Annotated in this window: 19 protein-coding genes, 1 tRNA gene and 2 pseudogenes; 13 read left to right on the forward strand and 9 right to left on the reverse strand. The window is 69.0% G+C overall.

What is annotated here, in order from left to right; all coding sequences use genetic code 11:
- Positions 1-97: 97 nt before the first annotated feature.
- The 3 genes from PSC72_RS23615 to PSC72_RS23625 all read right to left on the reverse strand — a co-directional run bounded on the left by PSC72_RS23615 (position 98) and on the right by PSC72_RS23625 (position 2,246).
- Positions 98-625, reverse strand: a complete 528-nt coding sequence (locus PSC72_RS23615; RefSeq protein WP_274323868.1) for a hypothetical protein — start codon at positions 623-625, stop codon at positions 98-100.
- 295 nt (positions 626-920) lie between these two features.
- Entirely contained in the window at positions 921-1,823 is a 903-nt protein-coding gene (locus PSC72_RS23620) for a 1,4-dihydroxy-2-naphthoyl-CoA synthase (RefSeq protein ID WP_274323869.1), read from the reverse strand.
- 36 nt (positions 1,824-1,859) lie between these two features.
- Positions 1,860-2,246, reverse strand: a complete 387-nt coding sequence (locus PSC72_RS23625; protein ID WP_274323870.1) for a RidA family protein — start codon at positions 2,244-2,246, stop codon at positions 1,860-1,862.
- 158 nt (positions 2,247-2,404) lie between these two features.
- On the opposite strand from PSC72_RS23625, the gene PSC72_RS23630 reads away from it, so the two are divergent.
- Complete coding sequence (locus PSC72_RS23630) at positions 2,405-3,631, forward strand: DnaJ domain-containing protein (RefSeq protein WP_274323871.1); 1,227 nt, start codon at positions 2,405-2,407, stop codon at positions 3,629-3,631.
- Between the two features lie 22 nt (positions 3,632-3,653).
- On the opposite strand, the gene menD is transcribed toward PSC72_RS23630, so the two are convergent.
- Together menD and PSC72_RS23640 are read right to left on the reverse strand one after the other, a co-directional pair.
- Positions 3,654-5,429: a 2-succinyl-5-enolpyruvyl-6-hydroxy-3-cyclohexene-1-carboxylic-acid synthase gene (menD, locus tag PSC72_RS23635; protein WP_382261830.1), complete on the reverse strand. Its 1,776-nt coding sequence runs from the start codon at positions 5,427-5,429 to the stop codon at positions 3,654-3,656.
- A 46-nt stretch (positions 5,430-5,475) separates the two neighbouring features.
- Positions 5,476-6,822: an isochorismate synthase gene (locus PSC72_RS23640; RefSeq protein ID WP_274323872.1), complete on the reverse strand. Its 1,347-nt coding sequence runs from the start codon at positions 6,820-6,822 to the stop codon at positions 5,476-5,478.
- Between the two features lie 231 nt (positions 6,823-7,053).
- Here PSC72_RS23640 and PSC72_RS23645 point away from each other — a divergent pair, with 231 nt between their 5' ends.
- The 4 genes and pseudogenes from PSC72_RS23645 to PSC72_RS23660 all read left to right on the forward strand — a co-directional run bounded on the left by PSC72_RS23645 (position 7,054) and on the right by PSC72_RS23660 (position 10,019).
- Positions 7,054-7,269 (forward strand): ribbon-helix-helix domain-containing protein, encoded by a 216-nt coding sequence (locus tag PSC72_RS23645; protein WP_274323873.1) that lies wholly within the window; start codon positions 7,054-7,056, stop codon positions 7,267-7,269.
- Between the two features lie 70 nt (positions 7,270-7,339).
- The gene (locus tag PSC72_RS23650; protein ID WP_274323874.1) at positions 7,340-7,618 is read left to right on the forward strand and encodes a UPF0058 family protein; all 279 of its coding nucleotides are present in this window, start codon (positions 7,340-7,342) and stop codon (positions 7,616-7,618) included.
- Between the two features lie 237 nt (positions 7,619-7,855).
- A pseudogene (locus PSC72_RS23655) lies at positions 7,856-8,586 on the forward strand (enoyl-CoA hydratase/isomerase family protein); the annotation flags it as partial.
- 83 nt (positions 8,587-8,669) lie between these two features.
- On the forward strand, positions 8,670-10,019 hold the full coding sequence (locus tag PSC72_RS23660; RefSeq protein ID WP_274323875.1) for a cytochrome P450: 1,350 nt from the start codon (positions 8,670-8,672) through the stop codon (positions 10,017-10,019).
- A 6-nt stretch (positions 10,020-10,025) separates the two neighbouring features.
- On the opposite strand, the gene PSC72_RS23665 is transcribed toward PSC72_RS23660, so the two are convergent.
- From PSC72_RS23665 to PSC72_RS23675, 3 genes are all read right to left on the reverse strand, one after another.
- Positions 10,026-10,475, reverse strand: coding sequence for a hypothetical protein (locus PSC72_RS23665; protein WP_274323876.1), 450 nt, complete (start codon positions 10,473-10,475; stop codon positions 10,026-10,028).
- 459 nt (positions 10,476-10,934) lie between these two features.
- Positions 10,935-11,007 (reverse strand) — tRNA-Arg (locus tag PSC72_RS23670).
- Positions 11,008-11,141: 134 nt separating this feature from the next.
- A complete protein-coding gene (locus tag PSC72_RS23675) occupies positions 11,142-11,447 on the reverse strand; it encodes a Sec-independent protein translocase subunit TatA/TatB (protein ID WP_382260936.1) in 306 nt (101 codons plus the stop codon).
- A 150-nt stretch (positions 11,448-11,597) separates the two neighbouring features.
- On the opposite strand from PSC72_RS23675, the gene PSC72_RS23680 reads away from it, so the two are divergent.
- From PSC72_RS23680 to PSC72_RS23700, 5 genes are all read left to right on the forward strand, one after another.
- Positions 11,598-12,074 carry a redoxin domain-containing protein gene (locus tag PSC72_RS23680; protein ID WP_274323877.1) on the forward strand — a complete coding sequence of 159 codons (477 nt, stop codon included), beginning with the start codon at positions 11,598-11,600 and terminating at the stop codon, positions 12,072-12,074.
- Positions 12,075-12,154: 80 nt separating this feature from the next.
- The gene (locus PSC72_RS23685) at positions 12,155-12,946 is read left to right on the forward strand and encodes an HD domain-containing protein (RefSeq protein ID WP_274323878.1); all 792 of its coding nucleotides are present in this window, start codon (positions 12,155-12,157) and stop codon (positions 12,944-12,946) included.
- 92 nt (positions 12,947-13,038) lie between these two features.
- Complete coding sequence (locus tag PSC72_RS23690; RefSeq protein WP_274323879.1) at positions 13,039-14,331, forward strand: MFS transporter; 1,293 nt, start codon at positions 13,039-13,041, stop codon at positions 14,329-14,331.
- A 137-nt stretch (positions 14,332-14,468) separates the two neighbouring features.
- Positions 14,469-14,753, forward strand: a complete 285-nt coding sequence (locus tag PSC72_RS23695; RefSeq protein ID WP_274323880.1) for a hypothetical protein — start codon at positions 14,469-14,471, stop codon at positions 14,751-14,753.
- Positions 14,750-14,923 (forward strand): hypothetical protein, encoded by a 174-nt coding sequence (locus tag PSC72_RS23700; protein WP_274323881.1) that lies wholly within the window; start codon positions 14,750-14,752, stop codon positions 14,921-14,923. Before PSC72_RS23695 ends, PSC72_RS23700 begins: the two co-directional genes overlap by 4 nt.
- Before the next feature lie 151 nt (positions 14,924-15,074).
- Here PSC72_RS23700 and gfcR read toward each other — a convergent pair whose 3' ends face one another.
- Positions 15,075-15,707: a transcriptional regulator GfcR gene (gene gfcR, locus PSC72_RS23705; RefSeq protein ID WP_274323882.1), complete on the reverse strand. Its 633-nt coding sequence runs from the start codon at positions 15,705-15,707 to the stop codon at positions 15,075-15,077.
- Between the two features lie 165 nt (positions 15,708-15,872).
- Between gfcR and PSC72_RS23710 the strand changes: the two genes are divergently transcribed.
- The 3 genes and pseudogenes from PSC72_RS23710 to PSC72_RS23720 form a co-directional block, all read left to right on the forward strand.
- The gene (locus PSC72_RS23710; protein WP_274323883.1) at positions 15,873-17,204 is read left to right on the forward strand and encodes an HAD family hydrolase; all 1,332 of its coding nucleotides are present in this window, start codon (positions 15,873-15,875) and stop codon (positions 17,202-17,204) included.
- Positions 17,205-17,321: 117 nt separating this feature from the next.
- Entirely contained in the window at positions 17,322-18,386 is a 1,065-nt protein-coding gene (locus PSC72_RS23715; protein ID WP_274323884.1) for a Gfo/Idh/MocA family protein, read from the forward strand.
- 247 nt (positions 18,387-18,633) lie between these two features.
- Positions 18,634-19,646 (forward strand): annotated as a pseudogene (locus tag PSC72_RS23720) (glucose 1-dehydrogenase); the annotation flags it as partial.
- Positions 19,647-19,654 lie beyond the last annotated feature (8 nt).

Raw genomic sequence — 19,654 nt, forward strand, 5'->3', positions numbered from 1 at the left:
CGTCGTCGGGCGTTGGGAAGTCGGGCATGTCTGGCATTGGACCGAGTTCCCTCCGCTCGCTAGTTGTGCCTCCACGCGGGTAAGGGCTGTCCCGCGATCAGCCGAGCGCCCCACATGCCAGTCGCCGACGGACGCGCCGCCGCAGATGCGCGACCTTCCGGCGCACGTACGACTCCTCGACGTACTCGGCGTCGAGGTCGGTGAGAACCCGGCGCATCTGCTCGGAGCCGCGGTCCCGGTCGATGCCCGCGTCCCGGAGGTGCTTCAGCGGGTGCCGGCGCCAGTTGTACTCCTCGTGTGCGTACACGTCGATTCGGCCCCGTGCCTGCCTGACGAGTACGGCGTGGAGCTGTCTGTCCGCGAACGGCGAGTCCCGGTAGACCCAGCTCCCGTTCGTCTGGTTGCCGAGCGGGGTGTAGTGGTACATGCTCACCGGGTTCCAGCGGAACCCGTACTCCGAGAGGCGCGACTCCACGTCCTCTATCGGACGCTCGATCGTCCCGGCGTATGCGCTGGGATACACGCGATACGTCTCAGGCACCACCGATCGGACCGCCCGGTCGAGCCAGGGGCCGATAGCTCGACGGACGCGGTATCCGAGCCGTCGCTCGACGGACTGGGCCATACCCGGTTTTCGGCCGCGAATCGGGAGAACGTTACGGCGGCGACTCTGGATCCGATGTCGGATGAAAGACAGGGATCGATCGAATTACGGACGCCATCCTCGTTCTGACCGCCGTGAGGTAACAGCGCGGTATGCGTGCGAACTGAGCATCCTGGTAGCGTGTCTGTCCGGCGCCTTCGGCGCCGGTTCACGTGAGCGGCTTTGCCGCTCGCGTTTTTTCACTCATGTTATTGCCGCCCGGGTTTCCGCAGCACGCCTCTGGCGCGCGAGGAAACCGGGGCGGAAAAGATGACCCCTAGTAATACCAGTCGTAGTCGTCGAAGTCGGGGTCGCGGCCCTCGTTGAAGGCGTCGCGGCCCTCCTTGGCCTCGTCGGTCATGTAGCCGAGGCGGGTCGCCTCGCCGGCGAACACCTGCTGGCCGACCATGCCGTCGTCGGCCGCGTTGAACCCGTACTTGAGCATGCGGATGGCCATCGGTGACTTGCTGGTGATCCGGTCGGCCCAGTCGAGGGCGGTGTCTTCGAGGTCCTCGTGGGGGACGGCCTCGTTGACCATGCCCATGTCGGCGGCCTCCTCGGCGTCGTAGGTCTTGCCGAGGAAGAATATCTCGCGGGCCTTCTTCTGGCCGACCTGGCGAGCGAGGTACGCCGAGCCGAAACCGGCGTCGAAGGAGGCCACGTCCGGGTCGGTCTGGAGGAACTTCGCGTGGTCCTCGCTGGCGAGCGTGAGGTCGCAGACGACGTGCAGGGAGTGGCCGCCGCCGACGGCCCAGCCGGGGACGACGCAGACGACGGGCTTGGGGATGTGGCGGATGAGGCGCTGGACTTCGAGGATGTGGAGGCGCCCGGCCTCCGCGGCGCTCTGGGTCTCGTTCTCGCCGTCGTCACCCCGGTACTCGTACCCCTCGTCGCCGCGGACGGACTGGTCGCCACCGGCGCAGAACGCCCAACCGCCGTCTTTCGGCGAGGGGCCGTTGCCGGTCAGGAGGACGCAGCCGATATCGGACTGGCGCTTGGCGTGGTCGAGCGCGGTGTAGAGTTCGTCGACGGTGCCGGGGCGGAAGGCGTTGCGGACTGCGGGGCGGTCGAAGGCGATGCGGACGGCGTCGACGGCTGTTCCGCGGTGGTAGGTGATATCGCGGAAGTCGAACGCCTCGACCGGTTCCCACCGGCCGGGGTCGAAGATCTCGGAAACCATGGCCGGTGCTCGGGTCGGACCGCGCAAAAAGATTCCTCAGTCGGTCACGACGGCGGTCGCCTCTACCTCGACGCACAGGTCGTCGTCGACGAGGCGGCTGACTTCGACCATCGTCGAGGCGGGGCGGACGTCGCCGAAGACCTCGCCGTGGGCCCGCCCGACCGCCTCGTAGTCGTCGATGTCGGTGACGTACATCCGGGTGCGGACCACGTCCGACAGCGAGGCGCCCGTCTCCGCCAGTGCGGCCTCGACGATCTCCAGCGCGGCCTCGGTCTGTTCGTAGGGGCCGTCGCCGATGACCTCGCCGTCCTCGTCGACCGGGGTGGTCCCGGAGACGTGGACCTGGCCGTCGACGGCGACGGCTCGCGAGTAGCCCACGTGTGACTCCCACTCGGTCCCGCTCGAAACGGTCTGGCGCGACATGTGAGCCGACTGACGCGGCGGACACCTCGGTCTTGCGGTCGCGCGGGCGGGGCTCGTCGGCCGGAACTGTCCGACGGCGCCGACTATCTCGGACGATACTGGGCCGCAGGCGTTTTAGCGTCGGCCTCCGAAGTCGGCGTACTCACCCAGCGCTCGCCATGACAGAGACGTTCTACGACCTCCTCGGCGTGGCCGACGACGCGAGCACCGAGGAGATCGAGACGGCCTACCGCGAGGCCATCAAGCGGGTCCACCCCGACGTGAGTGACGACGTGGACGCCGGCGAGCGCACGAAGCGGCTCAACGAGGCGAAGCGGGTGCTCACCGACGAGGACGAGCGCGCCCGCTACGACCGACTGGGCCACGAGACCTACACGGGCGAGAGCCCGAGCGGGTCCAGCACGACCCCGAACGGTCGCGGACACGCGGCGGGCTCGGCTCGGACCTCGGGGGCCGGCACGAGTTCAGATTCTGACCAGAGCGGTTCGACCAGGCGAGATTCGACCGGGCGCTGGAGCGAGTGGGCTGCGGGCAGCCAGCGTCGGGGGACCGGGGAGACGGATCGCCCGGGCGAGAGCACGTGGCGCGGGTCCCAGCAGCGCGGCCGACGGTCCGGCCGCCGCCGGGAGTCACGCGGCCGCGGCCGTCGCTGGGAAGACGGCTCCGACGCCGGTCGTACGGGCCCGACCGGCGGCCGTGGAACGGAACGAGCGGCGAACGACGGTGCGGGAGCGAGCGACGGTGCGGGTAACGGGGACACCGGATCGGCAGCGGCCGGGAGCGGCGTCGGGCGGTCGAACGGCGGCGCGGCACGGGCCGGCGGCAGCACGGCTCGATCGCCGGGCGACGGGACGACTCGATCGCGGGGCGACTCGACGGGCCCGGCCTGGCAGTCGAGCGGGACGGCGGCGGACGAGGGGTCGCCGTCCGCCCAGCGGCAGGCCGCGGCCGGGTCGACCGACGGACCGAACGCCGACTGGTCCTGGAACGCCTGGCAGTCCACGGGCGCGTGGGCCGTCCGCCAGGGTTCCGAGCGCACGCGTCGGCTCCGCCCGAGCCGCCTGTTCCCGAAGGGCCAGTCGCTCGTCATCCTCGGGTCGATATTCTTCCTCTACCCCTTCTTCGTCGGGAGCGTGCTCTATCCGCGGTTCCCCCTCGCCGCGCGGGTGGCCATCGCGGTCTGCACGCTCCTGACGTTCGCGTACCTCCTGTCGATTCCGGAAGCCGCGATCGCGATTTACGGGCTCTGGAGCGTCCTCGTACCGGTCGTCCTGATCGCCGTCCCCGGCGTGAGTCTGTTCTCCCTGGTCGGCGTCGTCGGCCTCGTCGCGACGTGGGTCCCGCTCGGACTCTCGGTGTTGACCTACTCACTGGTGCGGCCGTGACGGAGAGGGGCCGAGACCTCGGTCAGCTATCGGACGCGATCCGCTCGCAGACGCGCTCGTGGAGCGTCTCGCGGACGCGGTGGCTGGCCTCGCCGTCGACCCGCACCTCGATGACCTGCGTGCCGTCGCTCGCGAGTGAGTCGCGATAGGCCTCCGCGAAGCCCTCGGCGTCCTCGACGCGCCGGAACTCCAGGCCGTAGAGGTCGCCGGTCGGTTCGAAATCGAGGCCGTGGGGCGTCTTGAACTGGTCGGTGAAGGGGGGATCGAACGACTCGATGGGGAGGAGGTGGAAGATGCCGCCGCCGTCGTTGTTGATCAGCACGACGGTCGCGTCGACGCCGCAGCGCGCGACCGAGAGGAGGCCGTTCATGTCGTGGTAGTACGCCAGGTCGCCGGTCACGAGCACCAGCGGATCGTCGGTGGCGCTCCCGGCGCCGAGGGCGGAACTGGTGATCCCGTCGATGCCGCTGGCGCCGCGGTTGCCCAGCACGGTCAGGTCCGCCGGTCGGGGGCGGCCGAACCGGTCGCAGTCGCGGACCGGCATGCTGTTCGAGACGAACACGGTCGCCGGGTCGGGCGCTTGCGCGACGACCTCGGCGAGGACCGCTCCCTCGAAGAACCGCTCGTCGGCGCCGGACTCGACGGTGTTCCAGTGGACCGCCTCGGCGCGCTCGAAGCGGTCGCGCCACTCGCCGGAACCCACTCTCGCGTCCGCGCGGTCGCCCAATCTCTCGGCGAACGCCGAGGCGACGGCCGACGGATCTGCCTCGACGTAGTCGGTGGCCGTGAACTCGGCTTCGGGCCAGTCGCCCGCCGGGTCGACCACGACCTGTCGGGCGTCCGCGTCGCGCAGGAAGCGCCGGAGGGCCTTCGACGTGGGCGAGGCGCCGACACGGACCACGAGATCGGGATCGGGCCAGCCCTCGGCGTCGAGATAGGAGTCGTAGCCGCCGCAGACGAGGTGGTCCTCCGCGAGCGGCCCGTAGCGGAGCCCGGACAGCGGATCGGCGAGCAGCGGCCAGCCCGTCGCGTCGAGGAGCGCGTCGATAGCGTCCGGGTCGCAGACCCCCGGATTCAGCGGCCCGGCGACGATCAGTCCGCGCTCGGCGGCGTCGGCGGCGGCCGCCACGTCGTCGATAGCCCGCTCGTCGGGTGTGAGCGTTCCGCCCGCCGTCCTGACGAAGGGGCCGTCTCGACCGTCGCTCCCGAGCGGTGCGGTCTCGGCGAGCGAGTCGGGCACGTCGCCCGGTCGCTCGACGGGTTCCAGCGGTTTCGCGACGGGGACGTTGAGGTGGACAGGGCCGGGGTTCGCGCCGGTCGTCTTCGCGACGGCGCGGTCGGCGGCGACCCGGAGCGAGCGGAGCCGACGCGCATCGGGCGCGGGTTCGGGGAGTTCGCGGTACCAGCGGACGGCGTCGCCGTAGAGCTTCGTCTGGTCGACGGTCTGGTTGGCGCCGCTGTCCGAGAGCTCCGCGGGCCGGTCGGCGGTCAGCACGAGTAGCGGGACGCGGGACTGGTCCGCCTCGACGACCGCCGGGTGGTAGTTCGCGGCGGCGGTCCCGGAGGTGCAGACCAGCGCCGTCGCTTCGCCCGTGCGTCGGCCCCGGCCGAGCGCGAAGAACGCGGCCGAGCGCTCGTCGAGCACGGAGTAGGTCCCGACGTCCGGGTGGTCCGCGAAGGCGACGGTCAGCGGCGTCGACCGACTCCCCGGGGAGATACAGGCGGCGGTGACGCCGCTCGCGACGAGTTCGTCGACGAGCGTTCGACCCCACAGGGTCGCGCGGTTCGGTGCGGTCACGCGGACCTCACCCGGTTCGGTGCGGTCACCCGCTGGCGGCGTCCGGTCATTCGAGCGCGTCGAGGACCGGGCGGTACTTCAATTGCACCTCGTCCCACTCGCGGTCCGGGTCGCTGTCGCCGACGATGCCGTTGCCGGCGAACAGCGTGGCCCGTCGACCCGTCGCGACCGCCGACCTGATCGCGACGGCGAAGGTCCCGTCGCCGTCGGCGTCGAACCAGCCCACCGGCGAGGCGTACCAGCCCCGCTCGAACGTCTCGGTCTCCGTGATCGTCTCCAGAGCCTCGTCCGGGGGAAGTCCGCCGACCGCCGGCGTCGGGTGCAGCGCCTCGACGAGCGAGAGGACGTGGTCGTCCTCCGCGAGTTCGGCGGTCACCGGCGTCTGGAGGTGCTGGACCGTCGCGAGCCGGCGAACCGTCCGGTCGCCCGTCGAAATCGACGTGGCGAACGGATCGAGTTGCGCCTTGATCGCCTCGACGACGAGTTCGTGCTCGTGGCTGTCCTTCGCGCTCTCCTGGAGCTCGCTCGCGAGCCACTCGTCTTCTTCGGGGGTGTCGCCCCGGCCGGTCGACCCGGCGAGCGCCTCGGTCGTGACCGTCCGGCCGTCGCGGCTGACCAGCCGCTCGGGCGTCGCGCCGAAGAACTGGCCGCCGCCCTCGGGCGCCACGAGGAACCGGAAGCAGTCGGGGTAGGTCTCCGAGAGGCGAGCGTACACCGCCGGGACCGACAGTTCGTCGCGCAGGTCGACGGTCAGCGCCTGCGCGAGGACGACCTTCCGGAGCGTCCCGCGCTCGATGCGTTCGACGGCCGCCTCGACCTGCCGGCGCCAGCCGGCGTCGTCGGGGGTGTACGTTCGTCGCTCGATCCCGGGACCGCCGGTCGGCAGTTCGTCGTCAAGCGAGGCGACGCGCTCGGCCCACTCGCCGAGTCGCTCGTCGGCGGTCGATGCCGCCGACGGGCCTGTCGCGGTCGCCACGACCCACGTCGATCCGTCGGCGTCCGAGACGACCTGCACGGCTGGGAGGACGAACTGCGCGTCCGGGAAGCCGTCCCACTGGGACTGCCCGTCGTCCTTGTCGTCCTCGTGGAAGGCGAAGCCGCCGAACAGGCGCGGTCGCGCCGCGCGCGGCAGGTCCGACGCGACGGTCCGGCCGGCGAACAGCGCCTCGCCCGCGCGCCGAACGGTGTCGAATCGACCGGGGCCGTCCGCCGCGATCGTCGCCGCCGACCCGCCCGCGGCGACCTGCTGGCCGGCCTCCGACCAGGCGACCGCCGGTCGGGGGAGTTCGCGCAGGACGGCCCCGACCGGCACGGGGCCGACCTCGCGGCCGCGCGTCGCGATGGTCGTCTCGCCGGGGTCGACCGACGACTCGTCACCACGCAGAGGTTCCATCTCCAGGCGCTTAGCACCGTGTGCCTTTCAGCCTAACTACTTCGCCCGGGCCGCCTCCCTCGCCGTTCGGCCGCGTACGCGACCCGCCGTTGCCGGTCGCCGATCGACCGCCGGAGCGGCCGAAGACCCGGACGACTCAAGACGCAAAAATCGCACGATGGGGGGCTGTCCGGGCCGGATATAACCCCCGCCAGAGTTAAATACCCCCTCACCGAAGATTCGACCGATCCGATGCCCAAGGTTGATCTCACGATCCCCGAACACCTCGAAATGCGCATCACCCAGCTCGTCGAGCAGGGTGAGTTCCTCAACCGGGAGGAAGCCATCGAGGACCTGCTCTCGACGGGGTTGAAGGCATACAAGACGAGCGGACCGATGGACGACGACGAGGACGCGGGGTACGAGGACGACGGGATGATGGGCCACGAAGACGAGTACGTCTTCTGAGCGCTCGCTGAACACCTGTGTGACCCACTGACGGACAATTCTTAAACCGGCGGTTACCGTACTGGGCCGCATGCACAAGGACGAACTGCTGGAGCTACACGCGCAGATGGTGCTGATCAAGGACTACTTCGCCAACCTCGAAGACGTGGACTCGACGCTGTTCGACCCCTACGAGGAACTCGACGTCACGCCCGACGACGTCCACAAGTCCAAGAGCGAGCACAAACACGCCGTGTTCGTCCTCGGCAACGCCCTCGCCACCGCCATGAGCGAAGACGAGTTCTCCGACGCCGGCCGCGTCGGCAAGCGCATGAAGGAACTCGCCGAAGACGCCGAGAAGAAGCTCTAGATCGGCGGTACGTCGCAGACAGTTCGTCCCACTGGGCTGGGACCCGCGGAACGGGAGACGGGCATCGACGCTACAGTCCCGGCGACCGCCGGGAGTCGGACGGGTGGACGGTCGCGGAGAGGAGGTCGGGTGGACGGTCGCCGGTGGCTACTTGTCGCTTCCGCGCGCAGTCGACGCATGAGCGTCGCGGACATCGACCGCGAGAGCGAAGCGATCGCCTGTACCATCGACGACCGCGGGCGACTCGCGGTGACGATCGACCGCCCCGACAGCCTCAACGCTATCGACGACGCCGTCCGCGAGGAGATCACCGCCCTCCTCGACCGCGTCGACGACGACGCCGTGCGGTGCGTCACCTTCGAGGGTGCAGGGGAGAAGGCCTTCAGCGCGGGCGCAGACGTCGACAGCGTCGCCGACCGCACCCCGCCGAGGCCATCGACGTGACGCCGCTCTACGAAGTCGTCGTGGAGTATCCGCGGCCGACGCTGGCCGCGATCCGGGGATACTGCCTCGGCGGCGGCCACGAACTCGCGCTGGCCTGCGACATGCGCGTCGCGTCGGCCGACGCCGAGTTCGGCTTTCCCGAGATCAATCTCGGCCTGCTCCCCGGCGGCGGCGGGACGCAGCGACTCGTCCGACTCGTCGGCGAGGCGCGCGCGAAGGAACTCGTCTTCCGCGGCCACCGCATCGACGCCGAGCGCGCGGCCGACTGGGGCCTGATCAACCGCGCGGTCCCGCCGGAGGCGTTCGAGGAGACAGTCGAGTCGTACGTGGACGACCTGACCAGCGGGCCGCCGCTGGCCCTGAAGGTCGCGAAGTCGGTCCTCAACAACGCGGAGGACACCAGTCTCGCCGCAGGGATGGCGATGGAGAGCCAGGGATTCGGCTTCCTGACCACAACCGAGGACTTCGAGGAAGGCCGCCGGGCGTTCCGCGAGGACCGCGACCCCGAGTTCGAGGGCGAGTGATCGGTCAGCGCGCACGCTGATCGCCGGTCGGCACACGAATCGACTGCCCGAGCGGTTATTCCTGTCGCGCCCGTATCACGACCATGGAGAACGCGTCCGCGACGGAGTCGGGGATTGCCCGCCCTCCGGGCCCGAGCGGCCTCCCGGTCGTCGGTAGTCTCTTCGAGTTCGTGCGCGACGAGTACGCCTTCAGAGAGCGCTGCGCCCGCGAGTACGGTGATCTCGCGTACTACGAGGTGCTCGGAACGCCCTTCTACCAGGTCAACAGCCCCGACGGCATCGAGCACGTCCTCGTCCACAACAACCAGAACTACGTCAAGGGCGAACTGTTCCAGGAGTCGCTCGGGCCCGTCCTCGGCAACGGCCTGCTCAACAGCGAGGGGGCGTTCTGGCGGCGCCAGCGCCACCTCATCGGCCCGGCGTTCGAACCCGACCGCATCGCCGAGTACGCCGAGACGATGGTCGACCGGACCGAGGAGACCGCCACGCGATGGCGCGACGGCGCCGTCCGCGACGTGAACGAGGACATGATGGAACTCACCCTCGAAATCGTCGCGGACGCGCTGTTCGGCGTCGACGTGGGCCGCGACGTGGACACCGTCGCCTCCTCCCTGCAGGTCGTGATGGACTACCAGGAGGGGCTCAGCGCCGACATGCTCCCACTCGACGTGCCGACGCCCGGCAAGATCCGCCTCCGGCGCGCCGTCGACGACCTCGAATCTGTCGTCTACCGGATCATCGACGAGCGCGCTCGCAACCCCGGCGACGACGTGGTCTCCCGGATGCTCGCCGTCGAAGACGAGTCCGGCGAGGGCATGTCGCGCGAGCAGATCCGCGACGAGGTGATGACGCTCCTGCTCGCCGGCCACGAGACCACGGCCCTCGCACTCACGTTCACCACCTTCCTGCTCGCACAGCACCCCTCCGTTGAGGAACGCCTCCTGGCGGAACTCGACGACCACCTCGGCGGCGACCCGCCGACGGTCGAGGACGTTCGGAATCTCCCGTACCTGGAAACCGTCGTCAAGGAGTCGATGCGACTCTACCCGCCGGTTCCGGGCATCGTCCGCGAGGCGACCGGTACCGACGAGATAGCGGGCTACACGATCCCAGAGGGCGCGACCCTCTCGATCAACCAGTGGACTGTCCACCGCGACCCGTCACTCTACGACGACCCGATGGCGTTCAGGCCCGACCGCTGGACCGACGAGATGGAGCAGTCGCTGCCGCGCCTGGCCTACTTCCCCTTCTCCGCCGGGCCGCGCCGCTGCGTCGGCGACCGGTTCGCCATGCTGGAGGCGAAGGTCGTCCTCGCGACGCTGCTCCAGCGGTACCACCTCGAACTCGTCTCCGACCCGTCGCTCGACCTCGTCGCGACGATCACCTCGCGACCGCGGAATCCGGTGTTGATGCGGGTCCACGAGCGGACGTGACAGAGATCATCGCCGCTCCGCCGGGTCCTCGTGGTCTGGAACCCAGGTGAGCCGCCCCAGCGCGTCCCTGAATCGACGGGCCGTCTCCGCGGCGCCCCAGCGGATGGCGAGGACGTACGCGATCAGCGCCGCGACGAGGTAGCCGACAGCCACGATCGAGTGGCTCTCGGTAGATAGCGCGATGACGATTACGAGCGGAACCCGAATCGCAGCGTTGGCGGCGAAGAACCCGATCGACCCCACAGGTCCGGGACGATTGCCGGTGACCTCGGCGGTGGCTATCACGAGCGCACCGAACGCGAACCCCGCCTCCATCGCGGTGAGAGGCAACGGCCGATTCACCGACTGGACGAACCGGGTCGCGATGGAACCGACTGGTAATCCGACGAAGACGTACGCGACGAGGAGCCCGCCGAGGTCCAGCGCTTCTCCGACCAGTCGCCGCTCGTGATCCATTCGTTGGCTCTCGTCCTCTTGGGAGTGTAGGTCTTATCTTATCGATATGTAATCTGAGTGGCGGGGATGAGTAAGTCGTGGCAGGCCTATTCGCTCTGTTGGGCGTGTCTACCTGATCGAATCCCCAGGTCCCCGTGAATGTCCGCCGAGCGAAGCGAGGCGGTTCACCGGACGCGAGGGAGCATGGCGACCGAGTCGTCCGGCCGTTTTTCCCAAGTTTTTGCGGATGGGGTTCCCGCAGGGAGCGAAGCGACCGAGGAAACCCCATCCGCAAAAAGTGGTACGGGCGTGGCGGGACTGAGCGAAACCGAAGGTTTCGCGAAGGTCGAAAGACGCCGCAGGCGTCTTTCGGGATTCGAACCACGGTCAGACGTGCTCGCTCTGCTGCGCGCGTCTTCCCTGATTCGAATCCCGCCATGCCGGTTCAGTCGTCGCTCGCTGTGCTCGCTCCTCCTTGCACGGGCGTGGCGGGATTCGAACCCGCGATCGAGGGGTTAGGAACCCCTCGCCCTGTCCCCTAGGCCACACGCCCTACCGGAGCCACCGACCGCCGGGAGAAAAACCCTTGCTGTTGTTCGACGGGCTCGTGGGGCGCGAAAAAACCGTGACCGGGGAGACGGTGACGCCTCTGGACGGGTTGTGAAAGAGAGGGAAGAGAGCGGACCGTTATTCGCTGGACGCCGCCGATTCCTTGTCGGCTTCGCGCTCGGCCTCGGTCTTGAGGATCTCGCCGTCCTCGTCGACGATGTTACCCTCGTCGTCGACAGTCGCGCCCTCTTTCATCTCTTCGAGTTCCTGCTCGACCTGCTCGCGACCCTTCTGGAACTCGCCCATGGCCTGCCCGGTGGACCGCGCGAGCTTGGGGATCTTGTTCGCGCCGAACAGCAACACGGCGATCAGCAGGATGACGATCAGCTCAGTCCCGCCCGGCATGCCCCCGACCGGGAACAGGGGGATGAGTGCTTCTTGCATCTCTACCCGACGGTTACTCGGTGCCGATTATAACCTTTTTGCTGTCTATCATGGGGGTAGAACCGCTCTCATCAATCTTTCGCCGCTCCCGGATCCGGACGGGTCGTCCGGTGGCACAACGCCCTTGCCCGGGGCGACCGACCCTGCGGTATGGTCGACGTCGGAGACACGGCGCCGGAGTTCACCGCACCGCTGGCGAACGGGGACGTGGCCGAGTTCACGCTCTCGGAGCGTCTGGACGAGGCGCCGCTCGTCCTCGCCTTCTTCCCGGGCGCGTTCACCGGCGTTTGCACGCACGAGATGGAGACCTTCGAGGACCGGCTGGAGGAGTTCGACGACCTCGGCGCGACGGTCTACGGGATCAGCGTCGACACGCCGTTCGCCCTCAACGCGTTCCGCGAGGACACCGGCCTGACCTACGGGCTGATAAGCGATACCAACCGGCGAATCGTCGACGCCTACGGCCTGAGCATGGACTTCGCGTCGATGGGCGTCGACGACGTGGCGAAACGGGCCGTCGTCGTGGTCGACGGCGACCGGGAGGTCCAGTACGCCTGGGTGGCCGAGGACCCCGGGATCGAACCTGACTACGACGAGGTGTACGAGGCGGTCGAAGAGCTCTCGTGAACGGGTGCGCCCCGGAGACGGTCCGGGTGAGACCCGGACGGGGCAGGGGGTTTTTGCGTCCGCGGGCGGACCGTACTGCCATGAGCGAGCAATCGTACGACCCGGACGCCGAGCACGAGTTCCCCGACGAGCGCCTCCACGAGGTGCTGGCCTACCTGGACGACGACGGGGAGGTCCAGACGTACCTCGACGCCCAGAACGTCAATCCCGTGGCTCGCATGCGGTACAACGACCACGGCGCGAAACACGTCAGCATCGTCCGCGACCGCGCGCTGACGCTGTACGAACTCCTCTACGCGGGCGGCGTCGAGTTCAACGGCGCGGACGACCAGGGCCTCGACGTCGCCGACGAACCGGTGATCGTGGGGCTCGCGGCGACGCTGCACGACATCGGTCACGTCGTCCACCGGGACGAACACCCCTACTACTCTATCCCGCTGGCGGCGGACCTGCTCGACCGCATCCTCCCGGAGTTCTACGACACCGCCGACGCCGTCCGGATGAAAGGAGAGGTCCTCCACGCGATCCTCTGTCACCACACGCCGGAGACGCCGCTGACCACGGAGGCCGGTATCGTGCGGCTGGCCGACGGGCTGGACATGGAACACGGCCGGTCGCGGTACCCCTACGAGCGGGGCGGTCGCGGGATCAACACGGTGTCGAGCCAGGCCATCCAGTCGGTGACGCTCGAAGCGGGCGAGGAGGCCCCGGTCCTCGTCGAGATCGAGATGGACAACGCCGCCGGCGTCTACCAGGTAGACGAACTGCTCAAGGCCAAGCTCAATGGCTCGGGCCTCGAAGAGCACGTCCGGATCGTCGCGGTCAACTCCTCCGACGGCGGCGACAACATCGTCGAGCGGATCGAGCTGTAGGCCGACCCCCGCCGCTCGTCTCGCACCGCCGACAGGCGGAAGGGACCGCCGCGGACGAAACGCCTTATCCTCCGTAGCCGAACCCCGATCCAGTGAGCAGTGAGTCCGGCGGATCGCTGCGGTTGCTCCGGAACGCGGAGTTCCTGGCACTCGCGGGCACAGCGCTCGCCCGCTCGCAGGCCTACTCGACCATCGCTATCGCGCTCGCCCTGTACGCCGACATCTTCTCGACCTCCGGGACCGTCGAGGGGCTGTTCGGGACGGCGTTCGCGCTCGTCCAGTTGATCATCGTCCTGCCGCTGGGACGGGCCATCGACACCGGGAACGCCAAGCGATACCTCCTCGTCGGACTGGTCCTGAACGTCGGCGTGTTCGTCGGCTTCGCCATGGTCGAGACGGTGAACCACGTCGTCCTGATGCGGGTGGTCCAGGGGTTCAGCGCGAGCCTGCTGTGGATCACCGGATCGACCGTGGTCGGCGAGATCAGTCCCGACGACGAGCGCGGCCAGTGGCTCGGAACCTACAACCAGGTCGGCGCGTTCTCCAGCCTCGCTGGCGACCTCGTCGGCGGAATCTTACTCGCGACGAGCGGGTTCACGCTCACCTACAGCGTCCTCAGCGGCGTGACCCTGCTGGCGGCGGTGGGCGTCTTCTTCTTCCTCCGCGACGACCCCGGCGGCCAGACGGACCCCGAGGAGGCCACGGGCGTCGAGACGCTCCGGATGCTGCTGGGGCGGTCGGCCGTCCGCGCGCTGGTCGTCTTCCGGTTCGGCCTGAGCTTCGGGAAGATGGCCGTGATCCTCTTTCTGCCCATCTACGCGCGAACCCGGTTCGGGATGAATCCGGTCCTCGTGGGAGGCATCCTCGCCGGCGGGAAACTCACGAAGTCGCTGACCCAGGGGATGGTCGGGTCGTACACGGACAGGATCGGGCGCAAACACCTGTTCGTCTTCGCGGGCGCCGTGCTGTACGCCGTCGGCGCCGCCGTCATCCCCTTCGCCGAGTACGCGGTCGGGTGGTTCGCGCCGACGACGGTCGTCGTCGGGTCGCTGTCGACGACGCTCCCGCCCGCCTTCTTCCCGCTGTTCGGCGCGTTCGCCATCTGCGGCGTCGCCGACAGCATCCGCCTGCCGGCGAGCATGGCGCTGTTCGTCGAGGAGGGCGAGCACTTCGACGCCGTCGCGGGGAGTCTCTCGCTACGCTCCATCGCGTGGAAGGTCGGCCAGGTCGTGGGGCCCGTCTCCGTCGGCGCGCTCTGGGACGCCACGTCGGTGTTCGTCGCCTTCTTCACGGCCAGTGCGTTCATCGCCGTCGCGGCCGTGGCGTTTCTCGGTCTCTACCACGTGGAACCCGCGCCCGACTACGCTCCGACGGCCGGCGATTGAGGCGGCGATCCGCCCGGCGAGCGGCGGGTGCGTTCGACCGACCGATCCGCCGAAATGACCTGACGGGAAACCGGTAGTACCACGCGCGTGCCACTGGTTGGCACAATGATTTTTACCGTTCCGCACCAAGTGGGAATATGAGCCAGTCCCCCCTCGACGGGTCCGATAGGGAGGGTCGGAGCGTCGCGGACGCCGACCGGGGAACGGAGTCCGCCTCGGTCTTCGGCCGGGTCGTCGAGCGCCTCCGGTCGGTCGGCCGGTCCCTGCGCGCCCGGCTCCCGTCCGTGACCGAACGACCAGACGACTACGACGGGATCGAACCCGCGGAGCAGTCGGACTTCCCGGTGCGGACAGACGGGTCCCGCTCGGTCCAGTGCGTCGGATTGACCGAGGAGGTACTCGAGGGGACGGACGCGCGGTGACCGACGACCTCGTTCGGGCCCGGACCGGCGACGACGCGGACCGCGACGGACCAACCGACGACCGGCCGGAACTCGTCGTGCGGTGGAGCGACGACGAGCTGACCCTGAGCGCGCCCGACGACCCCGGCGCCCACATCACGTCGACACACTGGGAAGACGTCGAGCAGTGAGCGGCCCGTCGGGCCGCCCGGCCGACCTTTCTCCTCTTTCGACTCCTTGAGCGACGGCTCCGGGCGACGCTCACACGGGCGAAAAGGAGGAGCGTGTCGGCCGAGCGACGCCGGAACGCCGACCGCTCCGCGCCAGCGGCCGGGAGCGCGGTCACTCCGACTGGCCGACGCGGAGGACCTGAACGAGCGAGTAGACGGGGACGCCCTCGATGTCCTCGACGCCGCGCTTGTCGGTGAGGACGGCGCAGGCGACGGGCTCGCCGCCCTGTTCGCGGATCGCCTCGACCGTCTCGGTCATCGTCGTGCCGCTGGTGATGGTGTCGTCGACCACGTAGCACTCGCGGCCGCGGATCTGCGAGAAGTTCCGCGAGAACGACCCGGAGAGGTCCTCGGTCTCGCCGTCGTCCCACTGGTGCTTGCTCGGGGCGTAGGTCCCCAGGTCCGTGTCGAGTTCGCGGGCGACCGTCGTCGCGATGGGCGCGCCGGCCTTCTCGATCCCGATGGTCAGGTCGACCTCGTCGCCCTGCTTCGAGAGGAGGTCGGCGACGGCCCGGCCGACGTGGGTGAGCCGGGCGCTGTCCCGGCCGATCGCGCTCCAGTCGACGTGGATGTCGTGTGGGCTGTGTGACTTCTGTCCGGTGGTCGTGGTCGTCGCGCCGCTGCGGGAGACGAGCCAGGAAGCGGTCTCTTTCGAGACGTTCAGCTCGTCGGCGATCTCCCCTTTCGAGAGGCCCCGCTCGGCCAGCTCGGCCGCGCTGTCGATGAGATCGTCGATGTTCTTCATGCGTCTTACGTGCTCTTTCGCACGCGGGGGTGTTACCCGTTGTGGGTTCCCGCCGCGGTGTCGCACACCCCCGGCATCGGCCGTCCGCGGCCCGCTTCGACCGACGAACACCCCGGATCCGCCGACCCAAACCTACACAACGGTCCCCGACGCTACCCTCGGACAATGGAACGGTACGACCAGCTCTACCGCCTCTACGACGAGTTCGATACCGAGACGCTGCGGGCCCACCAGGCGTTCGTCGACCTCTTCCCGCCGCTGGACTCGCGGGTCGCGCTCACCTACTGGGAGGACGCCAGCGACGAGCTCGCCGACCTCCGCGCGGAGATCCGCGACGCGTTCCCGGGCACCGGCGAGACGTACGCGGCCGTCGCCGCCCACGCGACCCGCGACCAGGCCTTCACCGGGCTCGACCTGGCGACCAAGTACGGCCGGCCGGTGAACGCGCTCGTCCTCGACGTCGACGAGACGCTCCGGTCGGCGGGGACCACCGACAACGAGATCCCCCGCGAGACGCTCCACCTGCTGACCGAGTTCCACGAGGCCGGCGTGCCGATCGTGGTCTGCACCGGCCAGACCCTGGAGAACGTGAAGGGCTTCCTCAGCCAGGGACTCGGCAACGCAGTCGTCAACTCCGGCGACGTGAGCGTCGTCTACGAGAGCGGGACCGGCGTGTTCACGCCCGGCCACGGGCCCCAGACCAAGCGGCTGCTCTACGAGGACCTCGACGAGGAGGTCCGCTCGGTGTTCGAACGGCTCCGCCAGCGCGTGCTGACGGACGCGCCCGAGCGCGTCGCCCGCGGCTGTCACCTGCAGGGCAACGAGTTCAACGTCACGCTGAAGCCGAACTTCGAGACCGGGAGCGAGGCAGCGGGCGAGGTGATCGACGACGCCCTCGTCTACCTCCTCGACCTCCTCGCCGTCGCCGTCGCGGACTACCTCGACGTGTCCGACGACGCGATCGACGCCGCGGCGAACGCAGACGGCGACGGTGACGACAGCGGAGATGGAGACGGCGACGACGGCGGCAGGGCCGTCGTCGGCGCGGCGGCCGGAGCGTGGACCCGCGCCTTCTACGCGGCGCGCGACCCCGAGATCCGGGCGGTGCTCGACGAGCGGGGCGGAGCGCCCGACGGGGTGGACGTGCCGGAGGCGGTGTCGGCGTTCCTCGACCGCGTCGACGTGGCGTACTACGAGGCCGACGCGGCGGAGGTCGTCAGCCGCGAACTCAACAAGCCCGTCGGGGTCGAGGCGGCCTTCGAGGTGCTGGGGATCGACGACCCCTTCGCGCTGGTCCTGGGCGACAGCAAGAGCGACCTGCGGGTGATGGAGTGGATCGACGGCGAAAACGCCGGTATCGCCGCCGCGCCGGAACACGCCTCGACCGTAGTCCTGGACCACGTCCGGTCGACGGACGATCTGGTCTTCCCGGCGGGCGACGCCGGCGACGTGCTCCGGACCGTCTACGCGCTGAACAGGCTCGTTTCGGTGGAGTGAGCGGCGGCCGCCGGCCCGCGGGAACGTTCACCGCGAGCGAAATTTCGAGCGGCGTATGACGGGATATTTACGGTAGTCCGTACGTACCTTTCCGTAGAACTTCACGGAGTCAACACCATGGTCGATATCTCATCTGTCAGACTCGGCATCGTCGGACTGGGCAACATCGGACATCACCACGCGGAGCGGTTCGTCGACCAGGGGGCGAACCTCGTCGGCGGCGTCGACATCGCGGAGGGCGCCCGCGCGTCGTTCGCCGACGAGTTCGGCGTGCAGACCTTCGAGGACCACCACGAACTCTACGAGGAGGTCGACGCCGTCGCGGTCACGACGCCCAACAAGTTTCACGAACAGTACGTCGTCGACGCGCTCGACGCCGGCCTGAACGTCCTCGTCGAGAAGCCCCTCGCCAGCACGCTCCCGGCCGCCGAGCGCATCGCGGAGGCCACCGAGGACGCCGAGGGGTTCTGCATGGTCGGCTTCCACACCCGCTTCGAGAACCCCGTCGAGGTCATCAACGCCTACCGCGAGAAGGGCCGTTTCGGCGACCTGAGCCACGTCGAGGCCAACTACATCCGCCGACGCGGCGTCCCCGGTCGCGGCTCGTGGTTCACGAGCAAGGAAGTCGCCGGCGGCGGCGCGCTCATCGACATCGGCGTCCACGCGGTCGACCTCTCGCTGTACATGCTGGGCTACCCCGAGGTCGAGGAGGTCAGCGGCGTCACGCGCTCGCAGTTCGGCGCCCGCGACGACTACACCTACATCCAGATGTGGGGCGAGGACCAGGGTCCCGAGGGGTTCAACGTCGACGACTCCGCGACGGCGCTGATCCGCTGTGAGGACGACCGCACTATCTCTTTGGAGGTCGCCTGGGCGGTCAACCGACCGAAAAAGCAGGAGTACGTCCTCCGCGGCACCGAGTCCGGCGCCACCTTCCGCCCCGGCGAGGGCGTCACCTTCCACGAGTCCGGCATCGAGGGCGCGGGCCACATGGTCGAGTCCGAGATCGAGACGCAGAACAGCGACCCCCACGCGGCCGAGCAGACGTACTTCCTCGAACACTGCGCCCGCGGCGAGACGCCCGAGCGCAACACCGTCGAGCAGGGCCTGACCGTCCAGCGCGTCCTCGACGCCATCTACCGCTCCAGCGAGAGCGGCGAAGCCGTCGCCGTCGACGACTGACGACCCTGATCACCGGATCTCACTCTCTCGCCCCGGTTCTCTCGACTCGCCCTTTCGTCTTCGCTCGCCGCGACTTGCTCCGTTTCGTTCCCTCGATTCTCACACCGCGGATCTCGCCGACGTGCAGTCTGCCCGGTCGAGACCGGGCGAGCGTCCGATCCTCGCCCGACAGCGACCGGTACGTCCGGCGAATCCGACCGTTCCAGAAAGACTTAACTCGGAACAGAGTACATTTTTCGAGCAACTGATGAAAGCAATCGCAGTCGAGCGGGGCTCGGAGGGTCCCGCGGTGATAGAGAAGCCGAGGCCAGAACCCGAGGAGGAGCGGCGCTGTTGCGGACGCTCCGGGTCGGCGTCGACGGGACAGACCACGAGGTCATCGGCGGATCGCACGGCGGCTTCCCCGAGGGCGAGGACCACATGGTGCTCGGTCACGAGGCCGTTGCGGTCGTCGAGGACGCCAACGGCACGGATCTCGACGAGGGCGACGTCGTCGTCCCGACCGTCCGGCGCCCGCCGGCCGATGGGTCCAACGAGTACTTCGAGCGCGGTGAACCCGACATGGCCCCCGAGGGCGAGTACGTCGAGCGCGGCATCGTCGGCGACCACGGCTACATGGCCGAGTACTTCACCAGCCGCCGGAGTACTTGGTCCCGTTCCCCGAAAACCTGTGGGAGTACGGCTTCTTCGCCGAACCGGTCAGCATCACCGAGAAGGCCCTCGAACACGCCTACGCGTCGCGGTCGGCGTTCGAGTGGTCCCCGAGTCCGCACTGGTGCTCGGCAACCGCTCGCTCGGGCTGATCACGCTCGCGATGCTGGAGTTCGGCGTCGAGAGCGACCGCTCGTTCGCCGACCGCGACTTCGATCGGACCTACTGCCTCGGCCGTCGCGAGCGGCCCGACCCGACGGTCGACGTCATCGAGGAGATCGGCGCGACGTACGTCAACTCGAACGAGACGCCGCTGGAGACGGTCCCCGAGACCCACGAGGCGATGGACTTCGTCTACGAGGCGACGGGCTACGCCCCGCACGCCTTCGAGACGGTCGAGGCGCTGGCGCCCAACGGCGTCGGTGCGCTGCTCGGCATCCCGACTCATGGGAGTTCGAGGTCGACGGCGGGCGGATCCACAACGAACTCGTCCTGCACAACAAGGCGCTGGTCGGGACCGTCAACTCCCACGTCAAGCACTTCGAGGGCGCGATCGACGCGCTGAAGGAACTACCCGAGTGGCTGCTGGAAGATCTGGTGACGACGGTCGCGACGCC

Origin of the sequence: Halosimplex aquaticum, assembly GCF_028747785.1 — an archaeon.
Taxonomy (GTDB): Archaea; Halobacteriota; Halobacteria; order Halobacteriales; family Haloarculaceae; genus Halosimplex; species Halosimplex aquaticum.

Excerpts from the sequence above, each read along its gene's own strand:
- PSC72_RS23615 (WP_274323868.1), bottom strand. The coding sequence starts at position 625 with ATGGCCCAGTCCGTCGAGCGACGGCTCGGATACCGCGTCCGTCGAGCT.
- PSC72_RS23620 (WP_274323869.1), bottom strand. The coding sequence starts at position 1,823 with ATGGTTTCCGAGATCTTCGACCCCGGCCGGTGGGAACCGGTCGAGGCG.
- PSC72_RS23625 (WP_274323870.1), bottom strand. The coding sequence starts at position 2,246 with ATGTCGCGCCAGACCGTTTCGAGCGGGACCGAGTGGGAGTCACACGTG.
- PSC72_RS23630 (WP_274323871.1), top strand. The coding sequence starts at position 2,405 with ATGACAGAGACGTTCTACGACCTCCTCGGCGTGGCCGACGACGCGAGC.
- PSC72_RS23640 (WP_274323872.1), bottom strand. The coding sequence starts at position 6,822 with ATGGAACCTCTGCGTGGTGACGAGTCGTCGGTCGACCCCGGCGAGACG.
- PSC72_RS23645 (WP_274323873.1), top strand. The coding sequence starts at position 7,054 with ATGCCCAAGGTTGATCTCACGATCCCCGAACACCTCGAAATGCGCATC.
- PSC72_RS23650 (WP_274323874.1), top strand. The coding sequence starts at position 7,340 with ATGCACAAGGACGAACTGCTGGAGCTACACGCGCAGATGGTGCTGATC.
- PSC72_RS23660 (WP_274323875.1), top strand. The coding sequence starts at position 8,670 with ATGGAGAACGCGTCCGCGACGGAGTCGGGGATTGCCCGCCCTCCGGGC.
- PSC72_RS23665 (WP_274323876.1), bottom strand. The coding sequence starts at position 10,475 with ATGGATCACGAGCGGCGACTGGTCGGAGAAGCGCTGGACCTCGGCGGG.
- PSC72_RS23675 (WP_382260936.1), bottom strand. The coding sequence starts at position 11,447 with ATGCAAGAAGCACTCATCCCCCTGTTCCCGGTCGGGGGCATGCCGGGC.
- PSC72_RS23680 (WP_274323877.1), top strand. The coding sequence starts at position 11,598 with ATGGTCGACGTCGGAGACACGGCGCCGGAGTTCACCGCACCGCTGGCG.
- PSC72_RS23685 (WP_274323878.1), top strand. The coding sequence starts at position 12,155 with ATGAGCGAGCAATCGTACGACCCGGACGCCGAGCACGAGTTCCCCGAC.
- PSC72_RS23695 (WP_274323880.1), top strand. The coding sequence starts at position 14,469 with ATGAGCCAGTCCCCCCTCGACGGGTCCGATAGGGAGGGTCGGAGCGTC.
- gfcR (WP_274323882.1), bottom strand. The coding sequence starts at position 15,707 with ATGAAGAACATCGACGATCTCATCGACAGCGCGGCCGAGCTGGCCGAG.
- PSC72_RS23710 (WP_274323883.1), top strand. The coding sequence starts at position 15,873 with ATGGAACGGTACGACCAGCTCTACCGCCTCTACGACGAGTTCGATACC.
- PSC72_RS23715 (WP_274323884.1), top strand. The coding sequence starts at position 17,322 with ATGGTCGATATCTCATCTGTCAGACTCGGCATCGTCGGACTGGGCAAC.